20 protein-coding genes are annotated in these 24,043 nt (G+C 72.2%); 5 read left to right on the top strand and 15 right to left on the bottom strand.

The annotated features are described in order from the left end of the window. Position 1: 1 nt before the first annotated feature. From ACIBG6_RS04570 to ACIBG6_RS04515, 12 genes are all read right to left on the bottom strand, one after another. The gene (locus ACIBG6_RS04570) at positions 2-706 is read right to left on the bottom strand and encodes a DUF2470 domain-containing protein (protein ID WP_399221005.1); all 705 of its coding nucleotides are present in this window, start codon (positions 704-706) and stop codon (positions 2-4) included. A 154-nt stretch (positions 707-860) separates the two neighbouring features. Beyond that, complete coding sequence (locus ACIBG6_RS04565; protein WP_399221004.1) at positions 861-1,757, bottom strand: geranyl diphosphate 2-C-methyltransferase; 897 nt, start codon at positions 1,755-1,757, stop codon at positions 861-863. Between the two features lie 3 nt (positions 1,758-1,760). After that, entirely contained in the window at positions 1,761-3,029 is a 1,269-nt protein-coding gene (locus ACIBG6_RS04560) for a family 2 encapsulin nanocompartment cargo protein terpene cyclase (RefSeq protein ID WP_399221003.1), read from the bottom strand. A 126-nt stretch (positions 3,030-3,155) separates the two neighbouring features. Continuing rightward, positions 3,156-4,568, bottom strand: a complete 1,413-nt coding sequence (locus ACIBG6_RS04555) for a family 2B encapsulin nanocompartment shell protein (protein WP_399221002.1) — start codon at positions 4,566-4,568, stop codon at positions 3,156-3,158. A gap of 292 nt (positions 4,569-4,860) precedes the next feature. Beyond that, positions 4,861-6,126 carry an alpha/beta fold hydrolase gene (locus ACIBG6_RS04550; RefSeq protein WP_399221001.1) on the bottom strand — a complete coding sequence of 422 codons (1,266 nt, stop codon included), beginning with the start codon at positions 6,124-6,126 and terminating at the stop codon, positions 4,861-4,863. A 108-nt stretch (positions 6,127-6,234) separates the two neighbouring features. Further along, a complete protein-coding gene (locus tag ACIBG6_RS04545; RefSeq protein ID WP_399221000.1) occupies positions 6,235-6,912 on the bottom strand; it encodes a GntR family transcriptional regulator in 678 nt (225 codons plus the stop codon). 47 nt (positions 6,913-6,959) lie between these two features. Then, on the bottom strand, positions 6,960-8,345 hold the full coding sequence (locus tag ACIBG6_RS04540) for an aldehyde dehydrogenase family protein (protein WP_399220998.1): 1,386 nt from the start codon (positions 8,343-8,345) through the stop codon (positions 6,960-6,962). Continuing rightward, on the bottom strand, positions 8,342-9,346 hold the full coding sequence (locus ACIBG6_RS04535; RefSeq protein ID WP_399220997.1) for a proline racemase family protein: 1,005 nt from the start codon (positions 9,344-9,346) through the stop codon (positions 8,342-8,344). Before ACIBG6_RS04535 ends, ACIBG6_RS04540 begins: the two co-directional genes overlap by 4 nt. A gap of 106 nt (positions 9,347-9,452) precedes the next feature. Continuing rightward, positions 9,453-10,361: a dihydrodipicolinate synthase family protein gene (locus tag ACIBG6_RS04530; RefSeq protein WP_399220996.1), complete on the bottom strand. Its 909-nt coding sequence runs from the start codon at positions 10,359-10,361 to the stop codon at positions 9,453-9,455. 75 nt (positions 10,362-10,436) lie between these two features. Then, positions 10,437-11,948, bottom strand: coding sequence for an FAD-dependent oxidoreductase (locus ACIBG6_RS04525; RefSeq protein WP_399220995.1), 1,512 nt, complete (start codon positions 11,946-11,948; stop codon positions 10,437-10,439). Beyond that, complete coding sequence (locus ACIBG6_RS04520; RefSeq protein ID WP_317592948.1) at positions 11,929-12,243, bottom strand: (2Fe-2S)-binding protein; 315 nt, start codon at positions 12,241-12,243, stop codon at positions 11,929-11,931. Before ACIBG6_RS04520 ends, ACIBG6_RS04525 begins: the two co-directional genes overlap by 20 nt. Before the next feature lie 38 nt (positions 12,244-12,281). Then, positions 12,282-13,439, bottom strand: a complete 1,158-nt coding sequence (locus ACIBG6_RS04515; protein WP_399220993.1) for an NAD(P)/FAD-dependent oxidoreductase — start codon at positions 13,437-13,439, stop codon at positions 12,282-12,284. Positions 13,440-13,637: 198 nt separating this feature from the next. Between ACIBG6_RS04515 and ACIBG6_RS04510 the strand changes: the two genes are divergently transcribed. From ACIBG6_RS04510 to ACIBG6_RS04490, 5 genes are read left to right on the top strand one after another with little or no spacing between them, the layout of a single operon-like run. Continuing rightward, positions 13,638-15,386, top strand: coding sequence for an ABC transporter substrate-binding protein (locus tag ACIBG6_RS04510; protein WP_399220992.1), 1,749 nt, complete (start codon positions 13,638-13,640; stop codon positions 15,384-15,386). A gap of 14 nt (positions 15,387-15,400) precedes the next feature. Continuing rightward, positions 15,401-16,381: an ABC transporter permease gene (locus tag ACIBG6_RS04505; protein WP_399220991.1), complete on the top strand. Its 981-nt coding sequence runs from the start codon at positions 15,401-15,403 to the stop codon at positions 16,379-16,381. Continuing rightward, positions 16,378-17,364 (top strand): ABC transporter permease, encoded by a 987-nt coding sequence (locus tag ACIBG6_RS04500; RefSeq protein ID WP_399220990.1) that lies wholly within the window; start codon positions 16,378-16,380, stop codon positions 17,362-17,364. Before ACIBG6_RS04505 ends, ACIBG6_RS04500 begins: the two co-directional genes overlap by 4 nt. Further along, positions 17,364-18,380, top strand: coding sequence for an ABC transporter ATP-binding protein (locus ACIBG6_RS04495; RefSeq protein WP_399220989.1), 1,017 nt, complete (start codon positions 17,364-17,366; stop codon positions 18,378-18,380). Before ACIBG6_RS04500 ends, ACIBG6_RS04495 begins: the two co-directional genes overlap by 1 nt. Further along, positions 18,377-19,399, top strand: a complete 1,023-nt coding sequence (locus ACIBG6_RS04490; protein ID WP_399220988.1) for an ABC transporter ATP-binding protein — start codon at positions 18,377-18,379, stop codon at positions 19,397-19,399. Before ACIBG6_RS04495 ends, ACIBG6_RS04490 begins: the two co-directional genes overlap by 4 nt. A 101-nt stretch (positions 19,400-19,500) precedes the next feature. Here ACIBG6_RS04490 and ACIBG6_RS04485 read toward each other — a convergent pair whose 3' ends face one another. From ACIBG6_RS04485 to ACIBG6_RS04475, 3 genes are all read right to left on the bottom strand, one after another. Continuing rightward, positions 19,501-20,439: an ornithine cyclodeaminase family protein gene (locus ACIBG6_RS04485; protein WP_399220987.1), complete on the bottom strand. Its 939-nt coding sequence runs from the start codon at positions 20,437-20,439 to the stop codon at positions 19,501-19,503. Further along, positions 20,436-21,464 carry a proline racemase family protein gene (locus tag ACIBG6_RS04480; protein ID WP_399220986.1) on the bottom strand — a complete coding sequence of 343 codons (1,029 nt, stop codon included), beginning with the start codon at positions 21,462-21,464 and terminating at the stop codon, positions 20,436-20,438. Before ACIBG6_RS04480 ends, ACIBG6_RS04485 begins: the two co-directional genes overlap by 4 nt. A 109-nt stretch (positions 21,465-21,573) precedes the next feature. Beyond that, positions 21,574-23,991 carry a collagenase gene (locus ACIBG6_RS04475; protein WP_399220985.1) on the bottom strand — a complete coding sequence of 806 codons (2,418 nt, stop codon included), beginning with the start codon at positions 23,989-23,991 and terminating at the stop codon, positions 21,574-21,576. Positions 23,992-24,043 lie beyond the last annotated feature (52 nt).

The following is a 24,043-nucleotide window of genomic DNA, read 5'->3' as shown; positions in this document are numbered from 1 at the left end:
GTCAGGTCAGCAGGCTGTTGGGGTGCGAGGACCGGCGGGCCGCGGCGAAGAGGGCGTGGATCCGCGAGCCGGCCTCGTCCATGACGGTGACGGGGGTCGGGAAGGGCAGTCGGACGTCCTGGTGGCCCACGGCGTACTCCAGGCGCAGGGTGACGCCGTAGCGGTCCATCGCGACCGGCAGGGCGCGGACCATGCGCCGGTCGGGGCGCGGGCGGACGAGGCGCAGGAGCAGCGGCACGAGTTCGGCGTGACCGTCGACAAGGTGGGTCAGCATGGACGCCTCGGAGGAGGCGATGGGGTCGACGTCCGCCGCGTGGATCTCGTCCAGGGTGAGGTAGGTGCGCCCCTCGGCGTCTTCGAGGAGCGCCTGGCCGAATTCCATGCACGTGCTCTCGGTCGCGTCGTGCGTGTAGTCCGCGCCGAGCAGTCCGGTCAGGGTGACGCGCGCCCGCAGCCGCTCGCGTACGGCGGTGGGGGCGATGTCCGTGAACTCCAGGCGTACGGGGATGCGCCCAGCCTTGCCTCCGTGGACGCCCTCGGACGGGTCGTGGAGGTGGATGTGGCCCATCGGCCCCGTGCCGTCCAGGAGGTGGACCTCCTGGCGGCGCCCGTCGGTCACGACCGTCATCGAGTGCGCCGAGGCCAGGAGCGAACGCACGCGCTCCGCGGGGGTGGGCTGGGTGACGTGGGGAGTGAAGGGGCGCATCCGAGCTCTCCAGGGACGAGGGAGGAGATACCCAAGTCGTTACTTAGGCAAGCCTAACCTAACCCATGCGGGGAGTTGTCGGAAGACGAAGGGCCGGGCCCGTCGAGTGACGGGCCCGGCCTTCTTCATGCGGCGGTCGGTCGGATTCGGCCGGTCAGACCCGGTCGGCCGCGATCAGCAGGTACTGGAAGGAGCCGTCCTTGTACGACTCGATGAACGCCTCCTCGATCCCGGTGACCAGCGACGACGTCGCCCGCAGCTCCCAGTAGGGCAGGGTCTCGGCCGTCAGGTCGACGACCGCCTGCGGGACGAGACGGTTGTCGGCCATGGCGCGGAGGTACTCGCGGCGGGAGTGGATGTTGCACTCGAAGTGCGCGTTGATCTGCGAGACCCACTTCGAGGGCTGGCCGTAGCGCGGGTTCCAGCAGCCGGTGATGGTCACGTAACGCCCGCCGACCTTGAGGAAGCGGGAGTGCTCGGCGAAGAGGTCGTCGAGGTCGACGTACATGGTCGACTCGTTGTTCCACGAGCCGGCGACACTGCCCTTCTCGAACGGGGTGTCGAGCATGTTGCAGACCTGGGCGCGGACGTGGTCGTCGATGCCCAGCTCCTTCGCGCGCCGGTTGCCGAACTCGGCCTGCGTGGAGGAGAGGGTGACGCCCTCGACCTTGCAGCCGAAGCGCTGGTGGGCCATGACGCTCGAACCGCCGCGGCCGCAGCCGGCGTCGACCAGCGTGTCGTCCCGCCCGATGGCACCGAGGTGGTCCAGGAGGACTTCGGCCTGCGCCGATTCGAGGCGGTGCAGCTCGGCGATCAGCTTCTTCTCGTACTCGCTGTCCTCGGTGTCACCGAGGGAGGCGTGGTCGACGTCGCCGATGCCGTAGTGGTGGTGGTAGAGCCCGTCGACGTCGCCGAGGCGCAGGTTCACGGGCCTGGCCTCCTGGTTCCAGTAACGGGCGATGTCGCTCTGGTAGGGCGACGCCGGAGCCGGAACGAACGCGGAAGTGGCGATGGCGGAGGTGAGCTCGGTGCTGGTCACAGAGAGATCCATTTCTTACCAGAAATCGGGCAGGCTGTAGCGGAAGGTGTTGGTCTGGTGCCAGTAGTGGTTTCCGTCGACCCACACGGCGACTCCCCGCAGGAAGCGCAGCACGCTGGGGACGGGACAGGCCGCGGCCAGGGCGGCGGCTTCGGCCTCGAAGTCGCGCATGAGGTCGTTGTGGACCTCGACCGCCTTCAGATAGGCGTCCCGCTCCGAGAGGTTCTCCCGGTCGGCGATCACCACGGGCAGGTTCAAGTGCCGGCCGGGGCTGGCGAGTTCCTTGGTGTACGAGTACAGGTCGTTGACGATGGTCGTCGCGTTGCCGGCGAGGGCGATGACCCGTTGCATGTCCGGCTGCGCGTGCAGGTCCGCCGGCAGCTCGTAGCCGCCGACGGTGTCCGTGATGGTGGGGCAGGGGCGGAAGTTGTTGAACTGCCGCATCGCCAGGTACTCCCACACCTCCGGTACGTGGTCCGTCTCGGCCCAGGAGGCCTCGGCGAGGTAGCCGAGGTGCAGCCGGGCCATGTCGTGCCGGAACCGGTCGGCCTGGGAGGGGGTGGACTGCCGGACGAAGTACTCCATGGCGGACCGGTAGGCCCGCCGCGGGGCGTCCGCGTGGAGCGACTCCGACCACGGCGGCGCGTACTCCCGCGTCGTGTGGAAGGAGTCGAGCGCGGTGTGCGCGAGGAGGAGCCGGCCGCCGAGGCCGATGGGCGAGCCGCCGTGGTCCTCGCAGTAGCAGTCGTCGACCGCGTTCTCGGCGACCATCAGCCGCGTCGCGATCATGAGGTGGTCGACGGTCGGGGCGTCCGGGTGGCAGGCCACCATGTAGCGCCCGACGGAGAATCCGTCGAACTCCCCCTCCCACTCCTCGGGGAACAGGTCGACCTCGTCCACCGCCCAGTCCTTGATGCGGCGGCTGACCTCCTCCACCCGCGCCGGGTCGGGCTCCGGCACCGGGTGGTAGTAGAGGCCGGGGATGTGCAAGGCGTCCACCGGCGCCTCGGGTGCCGCCGGCAGAGGCTGCTCCGGGAGGGGCGGCTCCGCGCGCCGGGCCAGGCTCAGACCCGCCGTGCCGAGGCCGCTGGGGCCGCGCAGGATCCGGCCGAGGTCGGGCCCCCCCGGCTCCTCCCCCACCGCGGCGGGAACGGGGACGGTGGACGGCGCGGTGTCGGCGGCTTCGACGCCGACGGCGCCGGCCTGGGCGAGGACGTGGGCCCCGAAGTGGGCCGCTGCGGTGGGCAGGCTCGACTGCAGAGGGGAAAGCCCGGGCTCGGGCATCCGTGGCTCCTTGAAGGGGGTGGGGTGGTACGTCCCGGATCCCGGGCGCGCTCGCCCGGCCCGGAGGCGTCCGGGCCGTCGTGTCGGCCGGACGGGTGCGGCTTACGGCTTCGGCTCCGGTGCGAGTCAGCCGCGCCTGCGGGCGATCTGGACGTTCTCCAGGACGCCGAGCGCGTTGGGCACGAGGATCGCGGCGGAGTAGTACGTCGTGACCAGGTACGACATGATCGCCTGCTCGCCGATGCCCATGAACCGCACGGACAGGCCCGGCTCGTACTCCTCCGGCAGACCGGTCTGGCGGAGGCCGATGACGCCCTGGTTGTCCTCGCCGAGGCGCATGGCGAGGATCGAGCTGGTGTTCTCCTTGCTGATGGGGATCTTGTTGCAGGGCAGGATCGGGACCCCGCGCCACGACGGCACCTGGTGCCCGTCGAGCTCGACCGTGTCCGGGTAGAGCCCGGCGGCGTTCCACTCGCGGCCGATCGCCGCGATCGTCCGGGGGTGGGCGAGGAAGATCTTGGTGCCGCGACGGCGGGTCAGCAGCTCGTCGAGGTCGTCCGGGGTGGGCGGACCCGAGTGGGTCTGGATCCGCTGCTTGAAGTCGGCGTTGTGGAGGAGGCCGAACTCCGGGTGGTTGATGAGCTCGTGCTCCTGGCGCTCGCGCAGCGCCTCGATGGTGAGCCTGAGCTGCTCCTCCGTCTGGTTCATCGGCCCGTTGTAGAGGTCGGCGACCCGGGTGTGGACCTTGAGGACGGTCTGGGCGACGGAGAGTTCGTACTCGCGCGGCTTGAGCTCGTAGTCCACGAAGGCGCCCGGGAGGGTGACCTCGCCGGTGTGGCCGGCCGACATCGCGATCTCGGCCTCGCCGTGACGGTTCTGCCGCTGGAGCGGGAGCGAGCTGAACTCGTGGAGGTGCGCCTGGAGCGTCGGCGCCGAGGACACGATCGAGGCGAAGTCGGCGCGGGACAGCGTGAGCAGGGTGCCGGAGGTCTCGGCGGTGGCGGTGTAGTCCCACCTGGCGTCGGCGTCCAGGAGGGCGTTCTCGCCGAGGTGGTCGCCGTCGGCGAGGACGGAGACCGCGACCTCGTCGCCGTACTTGCCGACGGAGGTCTGGTTGATCCGGCCGTGGGCGATCAGGTGGATCTGCTCGGCGGGGTTGCCGCGCTCGGTCAGCACCTCGCCGGCGCGGAAGTCGCGCTGGATGCACCGGTCGGCGATCGCGGTGAGCACCTCGACGTCCTCGAAGCCGCGCAGCAGGGCCAGTTCGCCGAGTTCCCGGGGGATCACCCGGACGCGCGAGCCGTCCTGGACGAACTCGATGCGGCCGTCGCCGACGGTGTAGCTCAGCCGGCGGTTCACCCGGTAGGCGCCGCCCTTCGTCTCCACCCAGGGGAGCATCCGGAGCAGCCAGCGGGAGGAGATCTCCTGCATCTGCGGGGTGGACTTGGTCGTGGTGGCGAGGTTGCGGGCTGCCGCGGTGCTCAGGCTGGACTGCCGGGGCGGCTCCACCTGCGCTTCCGGGCCGGTGTCGACGGTCATCGGGGCGACTTCTCCTTCGGGTGGACGACGGTCGGCATACGGGCGCAGACCGCTGAAAGAGGAAAAAGGGGGTCAATCTCTGGGAATTCGTCCAGATCCCGGGGAACAGTAACGGCCGGTAAGCCCCGCTCGCCCCATCAGTTCGGAGGCATTACCTCAAAACAGTGATCTTGCTTCGCGTGAGGTTTATCCGGGAGATCGACGGTATCCGGCCACCCTTGCCGGGGAACGCGAAAGCCCTCCGGCTCCGTGTGGCGGGAGGGAGCCGGAGGGCGAGGAGGGGAGTCGGGATCTACGCGCGGCCGGTGGCCAGATCCATCAGGCGGGCGAGGACGCGGCCGCCGGAGGCGGCGACGCCGTCGTGCTCCCATTCGTTGGTGACCCAGACGCGGGAGGCGCCGATCCCGCGCGCGGTGGCGAGGGAGATGCCGGCGTCGACGTACATGTCGTCGTGGTAGACGATCGCGGCGAGCGGGACCTCGTTGGCGGCGAGGCGGCTCGGGTCGTAGAGGGGCGGCCAGTCGACGCGCGCGGCCAGCAGGTCGGCGGCGTCCGCGAAGGGGCGCAGGCCCGCGATCTCCCGGAACATCCAGGGGTACATCATCTCACCGGTGAGCAGGAGCGGGTCGGCGTCCTCGGCGAACTCGGGGAAGTCGGCGAGGGCGCGGGAGGCCGCCCAGCCGGTCGGGCCGGCACCCTGTCCGTACAGCGACTCCTGCATGACGGCGAAGAGCGGGTTGTCGGTGAATCCGGTCTGGGTCATCACCTGGTGGAGGAAGGTGTCGCTCAACTCGCCGTCGGCGTCGAGGGCTTCGTCGAGGAGCCAGTGGACGCGCTCGAAGCCGTCGCCCATGCCGAGGGAGAGCCCGAGGGTGCGCAGGCGGTGCGGGGTGAGGCGGTCGCCGTTCGGGAGGCGGACGTCGTCGGTCGCGAGGAGGCCGGCGATCTTCCGGAGGCGGGGCTCGTCCTCGGGGTAGCGGGCGTAGAAGTCGAGGACGCGGTCGCGGACGCGGGGGTAGGTGCGGGCGTACACGTCGTCGGCGGTGGCGGTGAGGCCGGGGAGGCCGCCGGTGACGTAGCAGGCCTTCAGCCCTTCGGGCGCCTGGGAGAGGTAGGTGAGGGTGAGGAAGCCGCCGTAGCTCTGGCCGAGGGTCTCCCAGGGGGCGTCGCCGCACAGTTCGCGGCGGATCAGCTCCGCGTCGGCGACGATCGCGTCGGCCCGGAAGTGGGCGAGGTAGCCGGCGAGCCGTTCCGGGGAGGCGAACCGGGCGGCGGAGCGCGCGGTGACCGGGGTGGAGCGGCCGGTGCCGCGCTGGTCGAGGAGGAGCACGCGGTGGGTCTTCAGCGCGTGGACCAGCCAGCCGGGCGAACCGGTCGACGGGCGGGGCGACTTGCCGCCGGGGCCGCCCTGGAGGTAGAGCAGCCAGGGGAGTTCCTCGCCGGCGCGGGCCGGGTCGGCGACCTCCCGGGCGAAGACCTCGATGGTGGGTCCGTCGGGCGCCCCGTGGTCCAGGGGGACGGTGAAAGTGTGGTCGACGGTCGCGTACGCGGGGTTCATGGCTTCCTTCCACGGCCGCGGGCGGCCGGTCAGATGTGACATTGCATCGATGGGTGGCCGTCGTCCGCCCGTCGAGAGGAGCCTCCATCCGACCGTCGGCCGGTACCGCTACCGGGTCGGCCGGTCGCCCTTGGCCCAGAGGGAGCGGACGTGTCCCAGGTGCCGGGTCATGCACTTCTCCGCGCCCTTGGCGTCGCCGGCGAGCATCAGGTCGAGCAGCTCCAGGTGCTCCTCGGCCGACGGGATGAGGTTGCCGCTCTCGTCCAGGGCGGTGAGTCCGTACAGCCGGGAGCGCTTGCGCAGGTCGCCGGCGGTCTCGACGAGCCGGTCGTTGCCCGCGAGGCCGAGCAGCGTGAGGTGGAACAGACGGTCCGCCTCCAGATAGCCGATGAGGTCGTGCTCGCGGGCCGCGCGCACGATGTCCTCGGCGACCGGCCGCAGCGCCTCCAGGTCCTCGCGGGCGGCGATCCGGGTGATCCTGCCGACCATCGGGATCTCGATGAGCGCGCGGATCTCGGTGTACTGGTCGAGGTCGCGCTCGTCGACCTCGGTGACCCGGAAGCCCTTGTTGCGGACGGGCTCGACGAGTCCCTCTCGGGCCAGGTCGAGCATCGCCTCGCGGACCGGGGTGGCGGAGATCCCGAAGTCCTCGGCGAGGGTCGGCGCCGAGTACACCACCCCGGGGCGGAGCTCGCCCGAGATCAGGGCGGCTCGCAGGGCATGGGCGACCTGGTCGCGCAGCCGCTCCCGGGAGGCGTTGAGGTCGCGGTGGGTCAGGTGCCCCATGACGGTGGTGATCCCTTCGTTCCGGTTGACATCACCACCGTACGATGTCACGCCGCGGGGCCCGCGGGTGCCAGGGTGTACGTCCGGCTCGACGTGTAGAAGTCGAGGGCCGCCCCGCCCTGCTCGCGCGGCCCGTGGCTGGACGCCTTGGAGCCGCCGAACGGCAGGTGGAAGTCGACACCGGTGGAGGGGGCGTTGAGCCGGATCATCCCGGTGTCGAGGAGGTCGAGGCCGGTCAGCGCCGTGTTCAGGTCGGCGGTGTGGACCGAGGTGACCAGACCGTACGGTACGGAGTTGGTGATCCGGATCGCGTGGGCGAGGTCGTCCGCCGCGAGCAGCGACGCGACGGGGCCGAAGACCTCTTCGCGCAGCAGCCGGTGTCCCGGCGAGACCTTCTCGACCAGCGTCGGGGCCGCGTACCAGCCGGTGCGGTCGGGCGCGGTGCCGCCGGCGAGCACGGAGAGCCCCCGGCCGGCCTCGCCGACCTGGTCGCGGGCGTACTCGTGGATGAGCGGCCCGCACACGGTGGCCGGGTCGGCGGGGTCGCCGACGGGGACGGCCCGCAGCGCCTCGGAGAGCGCCTCCCGCAGCGGGTCGAGCGCGGCGCCGACCGCGATGACCCGGCTGGTGGCGGTGCACTTCTGGCCTGCGTACCCGGCGATGGCGGCGGCGATGTGGGCGGCCGCCTGCTCGATGTCGGCGTCCGGCAGGACGAGCGCCGCGTTCAGGCCGCCCATCTCCGCCTGCACCGGGATGCCCCGGGAGGTCGCGGCGCGGGCGACGGCCTGGCCGACGGGGGTGGAGCCGGTGAAGGAGACGACGTCGGCGGCGGAGACGAGCGCGTTGCCCTCGGTCGCACCGCCGGGCAGGACCGTGAACACCGCCTCGGGCAGGACCCCCTGGATGATCTCGCCCAGGCGCTGGGCGCACGCCGTGGCCTCGGGGGCGGGCTTGAGGACGACCGTGTTCCCGGTGGCGAGCGCCGGGGCGGCCTTCCAGGTCGGGATCGCGAAGGGGAAGTTCCAGGGCGTGATGAGCCCTGCCACCCCGTGCGGGCGGCGGCGGGTCAGCAGCAGCCCGGGGCCCGCCGCGGTCTCGTGGACCGCTCCGGCGGGCTGGTAGGGCGCCTGGGCGTAGTAGCGCCAGATGGCGGCGGTCCGGGCGACCTCGGCCCTGGCCTCGGCCAGCGGCTTGCCCACCTCGCGTACGGCGAGCGCGGCCAGCTCGTCGGCGGCGGCCTCGACGGCGGCGGCGACGGCGCCCAGGGCGGCCGAGCGGGCGGCGGCCCCGGCGAGGAGCCAGCCGGGCTGGGCGGCGCGCGACCGCTCGACGGTGTCGACGGCCGTGAAGGCGCCGGGGGCCGGGATCCGCAGGAGCACGTCGGCCGGGTCGGCCGGGTTGTGCGAGATGACGGTGGGGACTGTGTCGGTCACAGGAGGAAGCCTCCGGGGAAGGGGTCGTCCGGGTCGAGGAAGTACTGCGCGGTGCCGGTGATCCAGGCGCGGCCGGTGACCGTCGGGACGACGGCGGGGAGGCCGCCGACCTCCGTCTCGGCGGTGAGCCGGCCGGTGAACTCCGTACCGATGAAGGATTCGTTGACGAAGTCGGTGCCGAGCGGGAGCTCGCCGCGGGCGTGGAGTTGGGCCATGCGCGCCGAGGTGCCGGTGCCGCACGGCGAGCGGTCGAACCAGCCGGGGTGGATCGCCATCGCGTGCCGCGAGCGGCGGGCGTCGGAGCCCGGCGCCGCGAGGTACACGTGCTTGAGCCCGGCGATCTCCGGCTGCGTGGGGTGCACGGGCCGGTCGGGTGAGGCGTTGACGGCGGCCATGACGGCGAGTCCGGCGGCGAGGAGGTCGTCCTTGCGGTCGCGGTCGAACGGCAGGCCCAGGGAGTCGAGTTCGACGAACGCGTAGAAGTTGCCGCCGAACGCGAGGTCGTACGTGACCGTTCCGTAGCCGGGGATGTCGACCTTGCGGTCGAGGGCCACGCTGAAGGCGGGCACGTTGGTGAGCGTGACCGCCTTCGCGGCGCCGTCCTCCACCTGGACGTCGACGCTGACGAGCCCGGCGGGGGTGTCGAGGCGGACGGTGGTGACGGGCTCGACGACCGGCACCATGCCCGTCTCGACGAGGACGGTGGCGACACCGATCGTGCCGTGACCGCACATCGGAAGGAGTCCGGACACCTCGATGTAGAGGACGCCGTAGTCCGCGTCCGGCCGCGTGGGCGGCTGGAGGATCGCGCCGCTCATCGCCGCGTGACCGCGCGGCTCGAACATGAGCAGCGTACGGAGATGGTCCAGGTGCTCGATGAAGTGCAGCCGGCGCTCGGCCATCGTGGCACCGGGAATGACCCCGACACCACCGGTGATCACGCGCGTGGGCATGCCCTCGGTGTGCGAGTCGACCGCGTGGAAGACATGACGGGTGCGCACGGGGTTCCTTTCGACGGACAGCGGGGACGGAATGCGGTGGCGGACGCGGGACGGATCGCGGAGGCGGGCGGCGGAGGCCGTCAGCGGTCACGGTCGGCCGTGACGGTCAGCGGTGGCCGTCGGCGACGGCCTTCTCGGTGGCGATCCGGACCCCGGCCTCGATCGCGCCCGTGAGCGGGTGCCGCGGCGGACGGGTCGGTCCGCCCTGGCGGCCGGCGATGTCCATGGAGAGCTTGATGGACTGGACGAACTCCGTCTTCGAGTCCCAGCGCAGGAGGGAGTGCAGGGACTTGTAGAGCGGTACGGCGGTGGTCAGGTCGCCCGCGACCGCCGCGTGGTAGAGCTCGGCACAGCTCGTGGGGAAGGCGTTGGGGTAGCCGGCGATCCAGCCGACCGCACCGGCGACGGCCAGCTCCAGGAGGACGTCGTCGGCGCCGATCAGGAGGTCGAGTTCCGGGGCGAGTTCGGCGATCTCGTACGCCCTGCGGACGTCACCGCTGAACTCCTTGACGGCGACGATGCTGCCGTCGCGGTGGAGGCGGGCCAGCAGGTCGGGGGTGAGGTCGACCTTGGTGTCGATCGGGTTGTTGTACGCGACGATCGGGATCCCGGCCTTGGCGACCTCGCTGTAGTGGGCGCGCACGGCGGCCGGTTCGGCGCGGTACGTGTTGGGCGGCAGGAGCAGGACCGAACCGGCCCCGGCCTCGGCGGCCTGCTCGGCCCAGCGGCGGGACTCGGCGCTGCCGTAGGCGGCGACGCCCGGCATGACCCGCGCCCCGTCGCCGGCGGCCGCGACGGCGGTACGGACGACCTGGGCGCGCTCCGCGTCGGTGAGGGTCTGGTACTCGCCGAGGGAGCCGTTGGGGACGACGCCGTCGCAGCCGTTGGCGATCAGCCAGGCCACGTGCTCCGCGTACGCGTCGTAGTCGACCGTGAGGTCCTCGCGGAAGGGGAGGGTGGTGGCGACCATGATGCCGCGCCAGGGTCGGTCGGTGTTCCAGGTGGTGGCGGTCATGTCGACGGCCTTTCTGTAGTGTGTGACATTTTACAGGAAGGGAAGGGGAGCCCGTAGGCCTCTCTCCCCCTGGGTCTATTCGGACGGCTCGTCGAGGGCGGCGAGCGTCGCGAGGGGCACGGGGACGGCGAACGGGCGTCGTTCCGCGGGCGGTTCGGGAGCGACGCCGCGCGCCGCGAGGCAGGCCACGGCCGTCCCGCACATCCGGCCCTGGCACCAGCCCATGCCGGCTCGCGTGAGGAGCTTGACGGTCCGCGCGTCCCGCGCCCCGAGGTCGGTGACCGCCTCGCGCACACGCCCCGCGGTCACCTCCTCGCAGCGGCACACGTCCGTCTCGTCCTCCAGCCACGCGGGCCAGCCGGGGCCCGGCGCGTGCGCCGCGGACATGACGTCCGCGAAGGCCCGCATCCGGTCCCGGCGGCGCCGGAGTTCGCCGACCCGGCCGCCGCCCGCGCCCGCACGGCGGCCGCGCAGCCGGGCGGCGATCGCCCGTCCCGCCAGCTCGCCCTCGGTGCGGGCGAGTTCGGCGCCTCCCACACCGCCGGTCTCACCCGCCGCCCACATCCCGGCCACCGAGGTCTCCTGGAGGTCGTCCAGGACGAGCCCCAGGGTGCCGTCGGGCAGCGCGCGGGTGGCGCAGCCGACCGTCGTGGCCAGCTCGATCTGGGGCACGAGGCCGTGCCCGACGGCGAGCGCGTCGCAGGCGATCCTGCGACCGGTCCCCGGCACGGGTGTCCAGTCGGCGTCCAGGCGGCTGACGGTGACGGCCTCCACCCGGTCGGTGCCGTGCACCTCGGTGACCGCGCTGCCCGGCAGCACCCGCACGCGGTGCCTGAGCAGTGCGGCCCCGTGCACCAGGGCTTCGGCGGCCTTCGCCGGATTGGTCACGAGCGCACGGGGGTTACGGGCGTACCGCAGGTATCCCGCCGCCTCGACCACCGCCGGGACCCGCGCGCCCGCCGCGGCGAGCGACGAGGCGACGGCGAGCAGCAGCGGGCCGCTGCCGGCCACGACGATGCGCCGTCCGGGCAGCACGAGCCCGGACTTGAGCATGGCCTGCGCACCTCCGGCACCCACCACACCGGGCAGGGTCCAGCCGGGGAAAGGCAGTTGGCGCTCGTACGCCCCGGTGGCGAGGAGCAGCGCCCGGGCCCTGATCCGAACGGGCCGCTCCTCGGTGCCGTCCGCGCCGGTGACCGCGTGGAGCGTCCAGTTCTCGCGGGCATCGCCGGCATCGCGGGCCTCGTCGGTCTCGCCGGGCGCCTCGTCGGCCTCGCCGGGCTCGTCGGCCTCGTCGGGCTCCCGTACCGCGGACCACACGTGGTGCCCGGTCAGGTGGTCGACCGTGCTCGCGCCCAGTCGTCGCCGCAGGTCGGAGAAGGCCGACCAGTCGTGGTGCAGGGCCTCGGGGCGCACCGCGCCCAGGGCGGGCGCCGGGTGCCGGTAGAACTGACCGCCGGACTGGGTGGAGGAGTCCAGCAGGGCGACGGAGAGCCCGAGTTCGGAGGCGATGACGGCACCGGCGAGCCCTGCGGAACCCGCGCCGACGACCGCGAGGTCGTAGGGTTCAGACGGCGAGGCGGTCATGGCCGTGCCCTTCCTGGGTGGTGATCGCGTCGCCGGGGCGGGCGGGGACCAGACATGCGCGCCGGTTCGGTTCGCCGTTGACGGTGGCGAGGCAGTCGTAGCACTGGCCGATGCCGCAGAACGCGCCGCGCGGCCGCCCCCCTTCCCGGGTGGTGCGCCAGGCCAGGATGCCGGCGCCCCAGAGGGCGGCGGCGACGGTCTGGCCGGGCAGGACGGGGATGCTCCGGCCGTCGAAGGTGATCTCGAACGGCGGATCGGGCTGTGCCCCGACCAGGTCGGCGGGCGTGCGGGCCACGGGCCCTCCTCTCATGACGGTGCCGGTGGATGCGGGCATCAGGGCGTGGACGTACCGAACCGGTCGGGGCGGAACGGGTCGATGTCGAGGGGCGGTTCGCCGCCGGTCAGGCAGGCGGCGACGATCCGTCCGGTCACCGGCGCGAGACCGATCCCCGCCCCTTCGTGGCCACAGGCGTGCAGCAGCCCGTGGACGCGCGGGTCGGGCCCGATCGCGGGCAGGTGGTCCGGCAGGTACGGGCGGAAGCCGAGGTAGGTCCGCATGGCCCGTACGGTGCCGAGGACGGGGAAGAGGCCGACGGCCCCGGCGGCGAGGCGGCGCAGGACCTCGGTGGAGAGCGTCCGGTCGAAGCCGACCCGTTCCCGGCTGGCGCCGATGAGGACCGGTCCGGCCGGGGTGCCCTCGACGACCGCCGACGTCTGGAGGGCGGCCGAGCCACTGGCCACGTCGGCCACGTAGTCGGCGGCGTACACCTTGTGGCGCACCACGCGCGGCAGCGGTTCGGTGACGAGGACGAAGCCCCGGCGGGGCAGCACGGGGAGGTGGACGCCCGCGAGTTCGGCGAGGGCGCCGCCCCACGTGCCGGCGGCGTTCACCACGTACGGGGCGTGGAGCTCGCCGGTCGCGGTCCGCACCCCGCGGATCTCTCCGGCGGCGCCGGTGAGGAGGCCGGTGACCTCCTCCCCCAGCCGCAGCCGGACGCGGTCGCCCGCGGCGCGCAGCAGCTGGGCGGCGGCGTGGGCGGGCATCACCTGGGAGTCCTGTGGATAGAGGAAGCCTCCTGCGAGGCCAGGAGCGAGGTGGGGCTCCAGATCATGGAGCCGGTCCCCGGGGACCTCCTGGGCGGTGACGCCCGCCTTCTCCTGACGGGCCGCGAAGTCGCGCAGGGCGCTCATCCCCGACTCGCCGGAGGCGACCACGAGGCCCCCCTTGGCCTCGTACTCGACGTGCGGCGGGAGCACGTCCGCCAGCTCCCGCCACAGGGTGTTGGCGAGGAGGGCGAGCTCGAGCTCCGGTCCCGGCTCCTTGTCGGAGACCAGGAGGTTTCCCTCACCGGCTCCCGTCGTCCCGCCCGCGACGGATCCGCGGTCGACGACAGTGACGGAGAGGCCGGCTTGGGCGGCATAGTAGGCGCAGGCCGCGCCGACGACGCCGGCGCCGACGACGATGACATCCGAGGGTTTTCTCGTGGGCACGTCAGTAATATTTCACATTGCACTGGCGTTGCCAAGACCCCGAAACGGAGCATTCCAGTCGCGGGTCGCTCTCCCGAGCATCGCCCGGACACGGATGCGTAACGGACTTCCCGATACCTTGTCAGTGCAATTTCACATTACTATGTTACAGGTCACATTCCAGCCATCGGGCTGTCCTGCTCTCTCGGAGTGACCTTCATGAACAAGCGCACGTACACCCTCGCCACCGCTCTGGTGACAGCCCTCGCCCTCGGTACGACCGGCTGTTCCGACGGCAAGAAGTCCGACGGCACGCGGGACCGCGGCAAGAACCCGGCGCTCTCCAACAGCGGCGCGACGGTGGGCGGGACGCCGCAGAAGGGCGGCACGCTGAACGTCCTGTCGAACCAGGACTTCACCCACCTCGACCCTGCCCGCAACTGGGTGGTGGGCGACATGGACTTCGGCTCGCGTCTGCTCTACCGCACGCTCCTCACGTACAAGGCCGAGCCCGGCGCGAAGGGCGGGGAGCTCACGACCGACCTCGCCGAGAACCTCGGGGTCTCCTCCGACGGCGCCAAGACCTGGACCTTCAAGCTGAAGCCCGGCCTGAAGTACGAGGACGGCACCCCGATCACCGCCCAGGACGTCAAGTACAACGTGGAGCGGTCCTTCTCCCCCGACCTGCCGGGCGGCCCCGACTACGCGGCCCGCTACCTCGTCGGCGCCGAGGGCTACCAGGGCCCCGCGCAGGGCAAGCACCTCGACTCCGTGAAGACCCCGGACGACCGCACGATCGTCTTCGAGCTCCGCAAGCCCTTCGCCGAGTTCCCGTACGCGACCGTGCTGCCCACCTTCAGCCCCGTGCCCAAGTCCCAGGACAAGGGACCGCAGTACGACAACCGGCCCTTCTCCTCCGGCCCGTACAAGATCGAGTCGTACGCCCGGGACAAGCAGATGGTCCTCGTGCGCAACACCCACTGGAGCGCCGCCACGGACACCGTGCGCAAGGCGTACCCGGACCGGATCGTCGTCACGATGGGCCTCAAGGCCAACCAGGTCGACGACCGCCTCATCGCCTCCGCCGGCGGCGACGCCTCCTCCGTCGCCTGGGCCCCGCTGCGCCCCGAGTCCACGCCCAAGGTGCTCACCAAGCCGGACGTCAGGGCGCGTCTCCTCGCCGAGTCGACCAGCTGCACCGAGATGGTCCAGATGCACACCGGCCGCGCGCCGTTCGACAACGTCAAGGTGCGCCAGGCCGTGCAGTACGCCCTCGACCGCGAGGCTCTCGTCACCGCCACCGGCGGCCCCGCGCTCAACGACCCGGCCACCGCGCTCATGCCCGGCCTGCTCTTCCCCGGCGGCAAGCAGCCCGACACCCTGAAGATCCCGCTCACCGGCGACGTCGAGAAGGCGAAGCAGCTCCTCAAGGAGGCGGGCAAGGCCGACGGCTTCTCCACCAGCGTCACCGTCTCCACCGGCGACAAGGCCATCGGTGAGGCGATCCAGCAGTCCCTGGGCCGCGCCGGGATCAAGGTCACCGTCGAGACCGTCGACCCGGCCGCCTTCTACGACACGATCGGCGACACCAAGAACCGCACGGACCTCGCCTACACCGGCTGGTGCCCGGACTTCCCCTCCGGCTCGACCTTCCTGCCCTTCGTCTTCGACGGCCGCTACATCAAGGAGAAGGGCAACTCCGGCAACCACTCCCTCTTCCGTGACGACGCCACGATGAAGCGCATGGACGAGATCGCCGCGATGACCGACGCCCAGCAGGCCAACAAGGCCTGGCAGGCCCTCGACGCCCAGATCCTCACCAAGGCCCCCACCGCTCCCGCGGTCGTCGAGCGCAAGCCGCTGCTGGTCGGCACCAACATCGCGGGCGCCTACGGCCATACCTCCTTCGGCGGGCAGATCGACTACGCGACGGTCGGCCTCAAGGACCCCGCGAAGAGCGCGAACTGAAGGACGTCGCCCCGATGACCACCACGCCCACCACCTCCGCCACGTCCCCACCGAGTGGCACCCCTCCTCCGGCCACCGCCTCCCCCGCCGTACGGGCGGGCAGCGGCCCCTGGCAGCTCGCCCGCGCGGAACTGCGCCGCCGTACCTCCGTGAAGCTCTCGCTCGCCGTGGTCGCGTTCTTCGCGCTCATGACCGTGGCCGCCCCGCTGATCGGCTCGCTCGGCGGCTGGGGCCCCGAGGAATTCGACAAGAGCGCCGTCGATCCGTACCTGGGCGGCCTGCCCATCGGACCGCTCGGCGGCGTCTCCGCCGAGCACTGGCTCGGCGTCGAACCCATCACCGGCCGCGACCTGTTCGCCCGCGTCGTGCACGGCGCCCAGGTCTCGCTGCTCATCGCCTTCTCGGCGACGGCGATCGTCGTCGTCGCCGGGACTGCGGCCGGTATCGCCGCCGGCTACTTCGGCGGCCGTGTCGACACCGTGCTGTCCCGGCTGATGGACCTCACGATGTCCTTCCCGTCCCTCATCTTCATGATCGCGATGATGTCGGTGGCCCGGGACGTCAACCGGATCGTCCTGATGACCGCCGTCATCGGCCTCTTCGGCTGGCCCGGCATCGCCCGGGTCGTCCGCGGCCAGACCCTGTCGCTCAAGCACCGCGAGTACGTCGACGCCGCCCGCGTCGGCGGCTCCGGCCCCTGGCGGATCCTCGCCCGCGACATCCTGCCGGGCGTCGCCGGGCCGGTCATCGCGTACACCACGCTGATCGTCCCCGGGATGATCGCCACCGAGGCGGCGCTCAGCTACCTCGGCGTGGGCGTCCGCCCGCCGACCCCGTCCTGGGGCCAGATGATCGCCGAGAGCGTCGCGTACTACGACACGGACCCGATGTACTTCCTCGTCCCGAGCCTCTGCCTCTTCCTCACCGTGCTCGCGTTCACCCTGCTCGGCGACGCGCTGCGCGACATCCTCGACCCGAGAGGCAGCGGCACGTGATCCTCTACCTCGGCCGCCGGCTCCTGGGCGTCCTCGGCGTCCTCCTCGCCATCGCCGCCGTCACCTTCACCATCTTCTACGTCCTCCCCTCCGACCCGGCCGCCGCCGCCTGCGGAAAGTCGTGCAGCGCCGACCGCCTGGAGGCGATCCGCGCCAACATGGGCCTCGACGCCCCGCTGTGGCGGCAGTTCACCGACTTCGTCACCGGCATCTTCACCGGCCGGACGATGGGCACCGGCCAGTACGCCCTGGAGTGCGACTTCCCGTGCCTGGGCTACTCGTACGAGAACAGCCAGAGCGTGTGGGACCTGCTCGTCGACCGGCTGCCCGTCTCGGCCTCACTCGCCCTGGGCGCCGCCGCGCTGTGGCTGGTCCTCGGGCTCACCGCCGGCGTCACCGCCGCCCTGCACAAGGACACGCTCACCGACCGGGCCCTGATGGTCGGCGCCGTCGCCGCGGCCTCGCTGCCGGTCTACTTCACCTCGGTGCTGCTGATCTTCGGACTCATCCGGGTCCTGGGACTCCTGCCCTACCCGCAGTACGTGGCCTTCGGCGACGACCCGCTGTCCTGGGCCACCAACCTGCTGCTCCCCTGGCTGGCACTCGCGATCCTGTACGCCGCGATGTACGCGCGGCAGAGCCGCAGTTCGATGATCGAGTCCATGGCGGAGCCGTACATCCGCACCGCCCGCGCCAAGGGCCTCCCGCGCCGCACGGTCGTCGTCAAGCACGGGCTGCGCGCGGGCATGACGCCCATCCTGACCATCTTCGGCATGGACCTGGGCGGTCTCCTCGCAGGGGCCGTGATCACCGAGTCCATCTTCGGACTGCCCGGCGTCGGCCGTCTCTTCTACGGCGCCCTGTCCAGCGGCGACCAGCCGGTCATCCTCGGGGTCACCCTGCTCGCCGCCACCTTCATCGTCGTCGCCAATCTGGCCGTCGACCTGCTGTACGCCGTCGTCGACCCGCGAGTGAGGTACTGATGGCCGCCCACACCCCCGGCCCCGCCTCCCTGCTGTCGGTACGGGACCTCACGGTCACCTTCCCGACGAAGCGCGGCCCCGTCCGGGCCGTCGACTCCCTCGCCTTCGACGTGCTGCCCGGCCGGACCCTCGGCATCGTCGGCGAGTCCGGCTCCGGGAAGTCCGTGACCTCGCTCGCCGTCATGGGCCTGCACACGGGCGCCGAGGTCACCGGCTCCGTCCGGCTCGACGGACGCGAGCTGATCGGCCTCTCCGACCGCGAGCTCAACGGGCTGCGCGGCCGGCGGATGGCCATGATCTTCCAGGACCCGCTGTCGAGCCTGCACCCCTACTACACGGTCGGGGAGCAGATCGCCGAGCACCACCGGGTCCACTTCGGTTCCCGCCGCGCGGCCGCCCGCGAGCGGGCCGTCGAGGCGCTCGGCGAGGTCGGCATCCCCGAACCGCGCCGCCGGGCCGGCGAGTACCCCCACCAGTTCTCGGGCGGCATGCGCCAGCGTGTGATGATCGCGATGGCCCTGTCCTGCGAACCGGACCTGCTGATCGCCGACGAGCCGACGACCGCTCTGGACGTCACCGTCCAGGCCCAGATCCTGGAGCTGATCGCCCGGATCCAGCAGGAGCGGGGACTCGCCGTCGTCATGATCACGCACGATCTGGGCGTGGTCGCCCGGGTGGCCCACGACGTCCTGGTGATGTACGGCGGCCGTGCCGCCGAACACGCCCCGGTGGACTCCCTCTTCGCCTCCCCCGCCCACCCCTACACCCGCGGCCTGCTCGACTCGCTGCCCCGGCTCGACGACGAGGACGACGCCCCGCTGCGCGCGATACCGGGCAGCCCGCCGTCCCTGCTCGATCCCGCGCCGGGCTGCGCGTTCGCGCCCCGCTGCTCCCGGGCGTCCGCCGGCTCCGAGGAGGAGCGGGCGCGCTGCGCGGGCGAACGCCCGCTGCTCGTCGGCCCGGAGGGGCATCCGGCCGCCTGCCACTTCCCCGCGTACGAAGGCGTCGCCTCATGACCACGACCACCACCGCGACCTCGGGCGCGGGCACGAGCACGAGCACGACCACCACGCCGCTGCTCAGCGTGCGGGACCTGACGATGACCTTCCCGGGTCGACGGGCCCGCTCGGCCCCCGTCCGGGCCGTCGACGGCATCGGCTTCGACGTGGCGGCGGGCGAGACCCTGGGTCTCGTCGGCGAGTCCGGCTGCGGCAAGTCCACGACCGGCCGCATGATCGTGCGGCTCCTGGAGCCGACCGCCGGCTCCGTCTCGTACGACGGCCGCGACATCACGCATCTCTCACAGCGGGAACTCAAGCCGCTGCGCCGCGACCTCCAGATGGTCTTCCAGGACCCGCACTCCTCCCTCAACCCCCGCCAGACCGTGGCCCGGATCATCTCGGACCCCCTGATGGTGCAGGGGAGTTCGGCGGCCGACGCCCGCAAGCGGGCCGTGGAGCTGATGGATCTGGTCGGGCTCATCCCGGAGCACATCGACCGCTATCCGCACGAGTTCTCCGGCGGTCAGGCGCAGCGCATCGGCATCGCCCGGTCCCTGGCGACCAGCCCGCGGCTCGTCGTCGCCGACGAACCCGTCTCCGCGCTCGACGTCTCCGTCCAGGCGCAGATCGTCAACCTGATGGAGCGGCTCCAGCGCGAACTGGGGCTCGCCTACCTCTTCATCGCCCACGACCTCTCGGTCGTCAAGCGGGTCTGCGACCGGGTGGCGGTGATGTACCTGGGCCGGATCGTGGAGATCGGGGTGAAGGAGCGGGTGTACGCGGCTCCCGCGCACCCGTACACGCGGGCGCTGCTGTCCGCCGTACCGCTGCCCGACCCGGCGGCCGAGCGGGCCAGGGAGCGGATCACGCTGCTCGGCGACCCGCCGAGCCCGGCCGCTCCGCCGCCCGGCTGCACCTTCCACCCGCGCTGCCCCAAGGCGCAGGACATCTGCCGGACGGAGGCGCCGCTGCTGCGGATCGCCTCCCCCGGCGAGGCGCGGCAGGTCGCCTGCCACTTCCCGGAGGCCGCCTGAGCATGCCGAACGCCCCGGCCCCGCGTGTGCGGGGCCGGGGCGTTCGGCGTGACCGGGCCGTCCGGCGGCCGGGGGTCGGCTGCCGGCTGCCGGCTGCCGGGCTAGGACGCGGCGAGTGCCGCCTCGTACAGGGCGCCGGCCACGGCGAGGTCCTCCCAGGCCATGCCGACGCTCTTGAAGAACCGCGGGCTCTCGGTCGTGGGGGTGCGGCGGCCGGTCACCAGGTCGGCGATGTTGCCGACGACATGGTCCTCCTCGATCGCCCCTTCGGCCGTGGGGACGAGCAGGTCCCCGGCCTCGCGCAGCGCCGCGGAGCGCGCCTCGACGTACACCTCGGAGCGGGCCACGAGCCCGGTGTCGGTCTCCCGGGCGTCCGGCTCGTGCGAGCCGACGGCGACGACGGTGGCGCCGGGGGCCACGAGGGTTCCGTCGAAGAGGGGCGTGCGGGCGGTGGTGCAGCAGATGACGAGGTCGGCCTTGGCCACGTCGTCGGGCGTGCCGGTACGGGCGAGGACGCCGAGGGTCCGCGCGTAGCCGGCGAGGGCCCGCGCGCCGATCTGGTTGCGCCCGAAGACGATCACCTCGGAGACCTGGCGTACGGCGAGGACGGCCTCCAGGTGCCCGTACGCCTGCGGGCCCGTGCCGAAGAGGACGAGGAGCAGGGGCCGGCCGGCTGGGGTCAGATGGCGTACGGCGAGGGCGGAGACGGCCGGTGTGCGCAGCTCGGTGAGGGCGGCGCCGTCGAGGAGGGCGAGCGGCCGCAGGTTCGCGCCGTCGAGGAGCAGGTAGGAGCCGGTGATGCGGGGCAGGCCCGCGGCGGCGTTGCCGGGGGCCACGCCGGCGATCTTCACTCCGGCGTACGGGCCGAAGGCGGCTGGCATGAGGAGGAGTTCGCCGGCGGGGACGGGGACGGCGGTGCGGGCCGGTCCTTCCTCCGGGTCGAGTCCGGAGCGCAGGACGTCGGCCAGGACGTCGACCGCCGCGGCGGGGCCCATCAGGCGGGCCATCGTCGCGGCGTCGATCTGGGTCAGGTGCGTCACAGCAGGAACCCCGTCCCGAGGTCGTCGTGCGGTTCGAGGAGGAAGGTGTGGGTGCCGGTGCGGTGCGCGGTTCCGGTGACCTCGGTGATGCCCCCGGGCAGCAGGCGGCCGGTGAACACGGTGCCCGCCACGGATTCGTGCCTGAGGGTCTCGCCGGGGGCGAGGCGCCCGTCGGCGGCGAGCAGGGCGAGGCGGGCGGAGGTGCCGGATCCGCAGGGCGAGCGGTCGATCTGGCCGTCGGCGAAGACGGTGACGTTGCGCTGGCGCGGGCCGTCGGCCCCGGGGGCTTCCGGGAGGTCCTCGTACAGGATGACGCCGTACACGCCGGAGAGGAGCGGGTCGGCGGCGTGCCGGGTCGCCGGGTGGTCGGCGAGCGCGGCGCGGATCTCCTGGCCGGCGCGGACGAGCGCGGGCAGCGCCGCCTTGGTGGTGTCGAGGCCCAGGTCGGCGGCGGCGACGGAGGCGTAGCAGGCGCCGGAGTGGGCGAGGTCGACCTCGACGGATCCGAACGAGGTCGTGACGGCGGCCTTGCGCGCGGTGACGAAGGTCGGGATGTTGCGGAAGGTGACGCCGGTGGTGCGGCCGGCCGCGCGGTGCACGGTCGCGGTGACGCGGCCCGAGGGCACGTCGATCCGGACGGCGACATCGCCGTCGTCGGGGGCCGGGACGCGGCCGGTGTCGACGGCCCAGGCGCCGAGCGCCATGGTGCCGTGGCCGCACGCCGTGGAGTAGCCGTCCTTGTGCCAGAACAACACGCCGAAGTGGGCGCCGTCGTCGTCGGCCGGGACGACGAAGCCGCCGTACATGCCGGCGTGTCCGCGGGGTTCCTGGACGAGGAGACGGCGCACGTCGTCGAGCGGACCCGGGCGCGGGTCCGTGGCCGTGCCGCCGGGGCCGAGGGCGGTGGCGCGACGTTCGGCGACGGTGTCGCCGGGGATCGGTGGGAGATCCCGGTCGACGATCCTGAAGGGTTCGCCTGCGGCGTGGTAGTCGGTGGTGCGCACGGAGTGCGGGGTGGTGCTCACGAGGTACGGCCTCCGGAAAACGGGTTCGGGGGAACGTGCGGGTGGTTCGGGAGAACGGAAGCCGGGCCGGCCCCTCCCCCGTGGGTGAGGCCGGCCCGGACAGATGAGGTCAGCTGCGCAGGGGGCCCTCACAGCTGAAGCTCGACGTGCCCGCGACCTTCGTGGACCAGATGTCGATCGGTCCGAAGGAGCAGTTCATGTCGGCGAGGTTGTTCGACGCGGCGCCGGCGCGGTCGAGGATGAAGTAGTCGACCGTCTCGGACATGTCCTTGAAGTTCTGGTCCTCGCTGCCCCAGTTGGACAGGTTGGCGGTGATCCGGCCGGTACAGGTGAACCGGCGCTTGCCCGGGTCGCCGTTCTCGACGCAGTCGGGGTTGTTCTGGGTGGCGGCGGCGAACGTGGACTTCACGTTCGCGAGCGCGGAGTCGCGGAGCTGGGCGTTGGGCGTGTAGGTGGTGTTGGGGACGAACAGCTCGTCGACCTTGGCGATCTGCTTGTCGAGGAAGGCGTTGTACTCGCGCTGGATGTTGGCGTCCGAGGCCATCCGGTTGCGCCACGAGTCGTACGCCTGGACGTCGTTGGCCCGCAGGTGCCGGTACATCTCGCGGAGGAAGGAGGGCCGCTCGGTCCAGAGGTACTCGAAGAAGGTGCCGGCGTAGCTGTAGAAGCGGAAGCCGTCTCCGGCGTAGGTGGCGTTGACGATCTGGCTCACGTTCATGCGCGGGCCGCCGTTGGCGGTGTCGCTGATGACGCTCTTGACGAGCGACTTGCGGACGGCGATGCCGTTGTCTCGGGTGGCTCCGTCGAAGAACTCGGCCGTGCCCTCGTCCATGAAGGTGGTGCGGTCGTTCTTGTACCAGTCGCCCTCGCCGAAGGAGCCGTGGACGGCGAAGCGGCCGTTGAGGTAGTGGACGTACTCGTGGCGGAAGAGCTCCTCGAGGGTGAGGGAGGAGTCCTGCGGGACGCGCCGCTGGTACGTGTAGAAGGTGGCGCCGCGCTCGATGTAGATGCCGCCGTTGTTGGTGTCCATGCCGGTCAGGACGGGGTGGTAGTTCTCGTAGTCCGCGCGGGAGGCGTAGAGCACGATGTTCAGGGTGGTGTTGGTGTCGCCGGTGACGGGCACCTCGCTGCCGACGACGCGGTGGAACTGCGCCTTGACCAGCTTGCTGGCGTAGTAGAGCTGGTCGACGGTGGCCCGGTCGAGCCCGGTGCGGACCTTGAGGGCCCCGTTGTCGTAGGAGTACGTGTACGGGAAGATCTGCTTCTCGATGTCCTCCTTGCACACGTTGTACGGCTTGCAGGCCTCGTAGAAGTTGAGCCACGAGACGATCTTGGCCCACTGCGGGCTGCCGCTGCCGAACGTGCTCACGACCGTGCCGAACACGCCGCCGAGTGCGCCGACGATCTCCGTCTTGAGGACCTCGACCTGTCCGAAGCGGCCGTACTCGCTGAGGGCGTCCCGGGCCACCCAGGCGTTGACGGTGCCCTTCAGGTGCCCGTAGGACGCGAAGGCCTTGAACGCGGCGCGGTACGACGGGTCGGCGGCGACGGCGGCGTGGAAGCCGGAGTCCTTGTTGCCCGGGTAGACGCCGAGGTAGTTGACGGAGAGCGCGCCCAGCGCGGCACCCGCCCAGGCGGGGTCCTGGTTGGTGGCGGTGTGGGACGGGTCCATGGTGGCCAGGACCCGCTTGACCAGGCCGAGCTGGTGCTGGCGCAGGCCGGGGCCGCTCGCGGCGTTGAGGGCCTCGCGCAGGGTGTTGGCATTGCTCTTCGTGACGTCGAAGGTGCGCGCGGCGTTGCCGAAGGCGGTGACGGCCTGGGTGATCGCGTTCACGGTGGGCGCGTCGGTGGTGTCGATCTCACCGCGCGAGAAGTCGTGGTACACGACGGCGTGCAGGTACGTGAACATCTCCTCCAGGTGCGAGGAGTTCTTGCCGTCGTGGGAGGCGGCCAGGCTCGATATACGACGGGCGACGGCCTGGACGTGGGCGTCGGACATCACGGGGGTGAGCCGGGAGTCCCACCTCCAGATGAGGCCGTTGAGACAGCCCTCGGAGGTGACCGCCGGGTCGGCGAGGAAGTCGGCGAACTGCTCCGGGGAGAGGCCGGTGATGCCGTCGAGCGTGCAGGGGACGCCCGCGGCGGTGGTGCCGGCGGCCGCGGCGGTCGTCCGCGCGGCGGAGGCGGTGGCGGTTGCCTTGGCCTTGGCCGTCGTCTTGGTGGCGGACTCGGTGGCGGTCTCGGCGGTGGACTTGGCCTTTCCGGGGACGCGGCCGGCGGCGAGACCGCCCGGGGCGGGCGCGGGCCCGAAGGTGTTGCCGGGGGCGGTGGCGCGGTGCTCGACCTCGTCGAAGGGGTTGGCCGCGGGCGTGGCCTGCGGCGCAGCCGGGCCGGCCACCGGGGCCACCGGGGCGGGCTGCCTCTCGGTGTCGGCCGCGGACACGACGGACTGGCCGGCGGAAGCCAGGAGGGTGACCGTGATGGCGGAGGCGAGCAGAGACGAGCGCACACGTGTCTGGAGGGACAACAGAACTCCTGCTGTTGAGGGGGGTAAGTGCGGGGATGCGGTGTTCGACAAG

The sequence above is a fragment of the Streptomyces sp. NPDC050842 genome (assembly GCF_044456565.1).
Taxonomy (GTDB): Bacteria; Actinomycetota; Actinomycetes; order Streptomycetales; family Streptomycetaceae; genus Streptomyces.
This window is presented reverse-complemented; position numbering and strand designations above follow the sequence as displayed.

Excerpts from the sequence above, each read along its gene's own strand:
- ACIBG6_RS04530 (WP_399220996.1), bottom strand. The coding sequence starts at position 10,361 with ATGACCGCCACCACCTGGAACACCGACCGACCCTGGCGCGGCATCATG.
- ACIBG6_RS04550 (WP_399221001.1), bottom strand. The coding sequence starts at position 6,126 with ATGAACCCCGCGTACGCGACCGTCGACCACACTTTCACCGTCCCCCTG.
- ACIBG6_RS04565 (WP_399221004.1), bottom strand. The coding sequence starts at position 1,757 with ATGGATCTCTCTGTGACCAGCACCGAGCTCACCTCCGCCATCGCCACT.
- ACIBG6_RS04560 (WP_399221003.1), bottom strand. The coding sequence starts at position 3,029 with ATGCCCGAGCCCGGGCTTTCCCCTCTGCAGTCGAGCCTGCCCACCGCA.
- ACIBG6_RS04495 (WP_399220989.1), top strand. The coding sequence starts at position 17,364 with ATGGCCGCCCACACCCCCGGCCCCGCCTCCCTGCTGTCGGTACGGGAC.
- ACIBG6_RS04490 (WP_399220988.1), top strand. The coding sequence starts at position 18,377 with ATGACCACGACCACCACCGCGACCTCGGGCGCGGGCACGAGCACGAGC.
- ACIBG6_RS04525 (WP_399220995.1), bottom strand. The coding sequence starts at position 11,948 with ATGACCGCCTCGCCGTCTGAACCCTACGACCTCGCGGTCGTCGGCGCG.
- ACIBG6_RS04510 (WP_399220992.1), top strand. The coding sequence starts at position 13,638 with ATGAACAAGCGCACGTACACCCTCGCCACCGCTCTGGTGACAGCCCTC.
- ACIBG6_RS04570 (WP_399221005.1), bottom strand. The coding sequence starts at position 706 with ATGCGCCCCTTCACTCCCCACGTCACCCAGCCCACCCCCGCGGAGCGC.
- ACIBG6_RS04555 (WP_399221002.1), bottom strand. The coding sequence starts at position 4,568 with ATGACCGTCGACACCGGCCCGGAAGCGCAGGTGGAGCCGCCCCGGCAG.
- ACIBG6_RS04545 (WP_399221000.1), bottom strand. The coding sequence starts at position 6,912 with ATGGGGCACCTGACCCACCGCGACCTCAACGCCTCCCGGGAGCGGCTG.
- ACIBG6_RS04505 (WP_399220991.1), top strand. The coding sequence starts at position 15,401 with ATGACCACCACGCCCACCACCTCCGCCACGTCCCCACCGAGTGGCACC.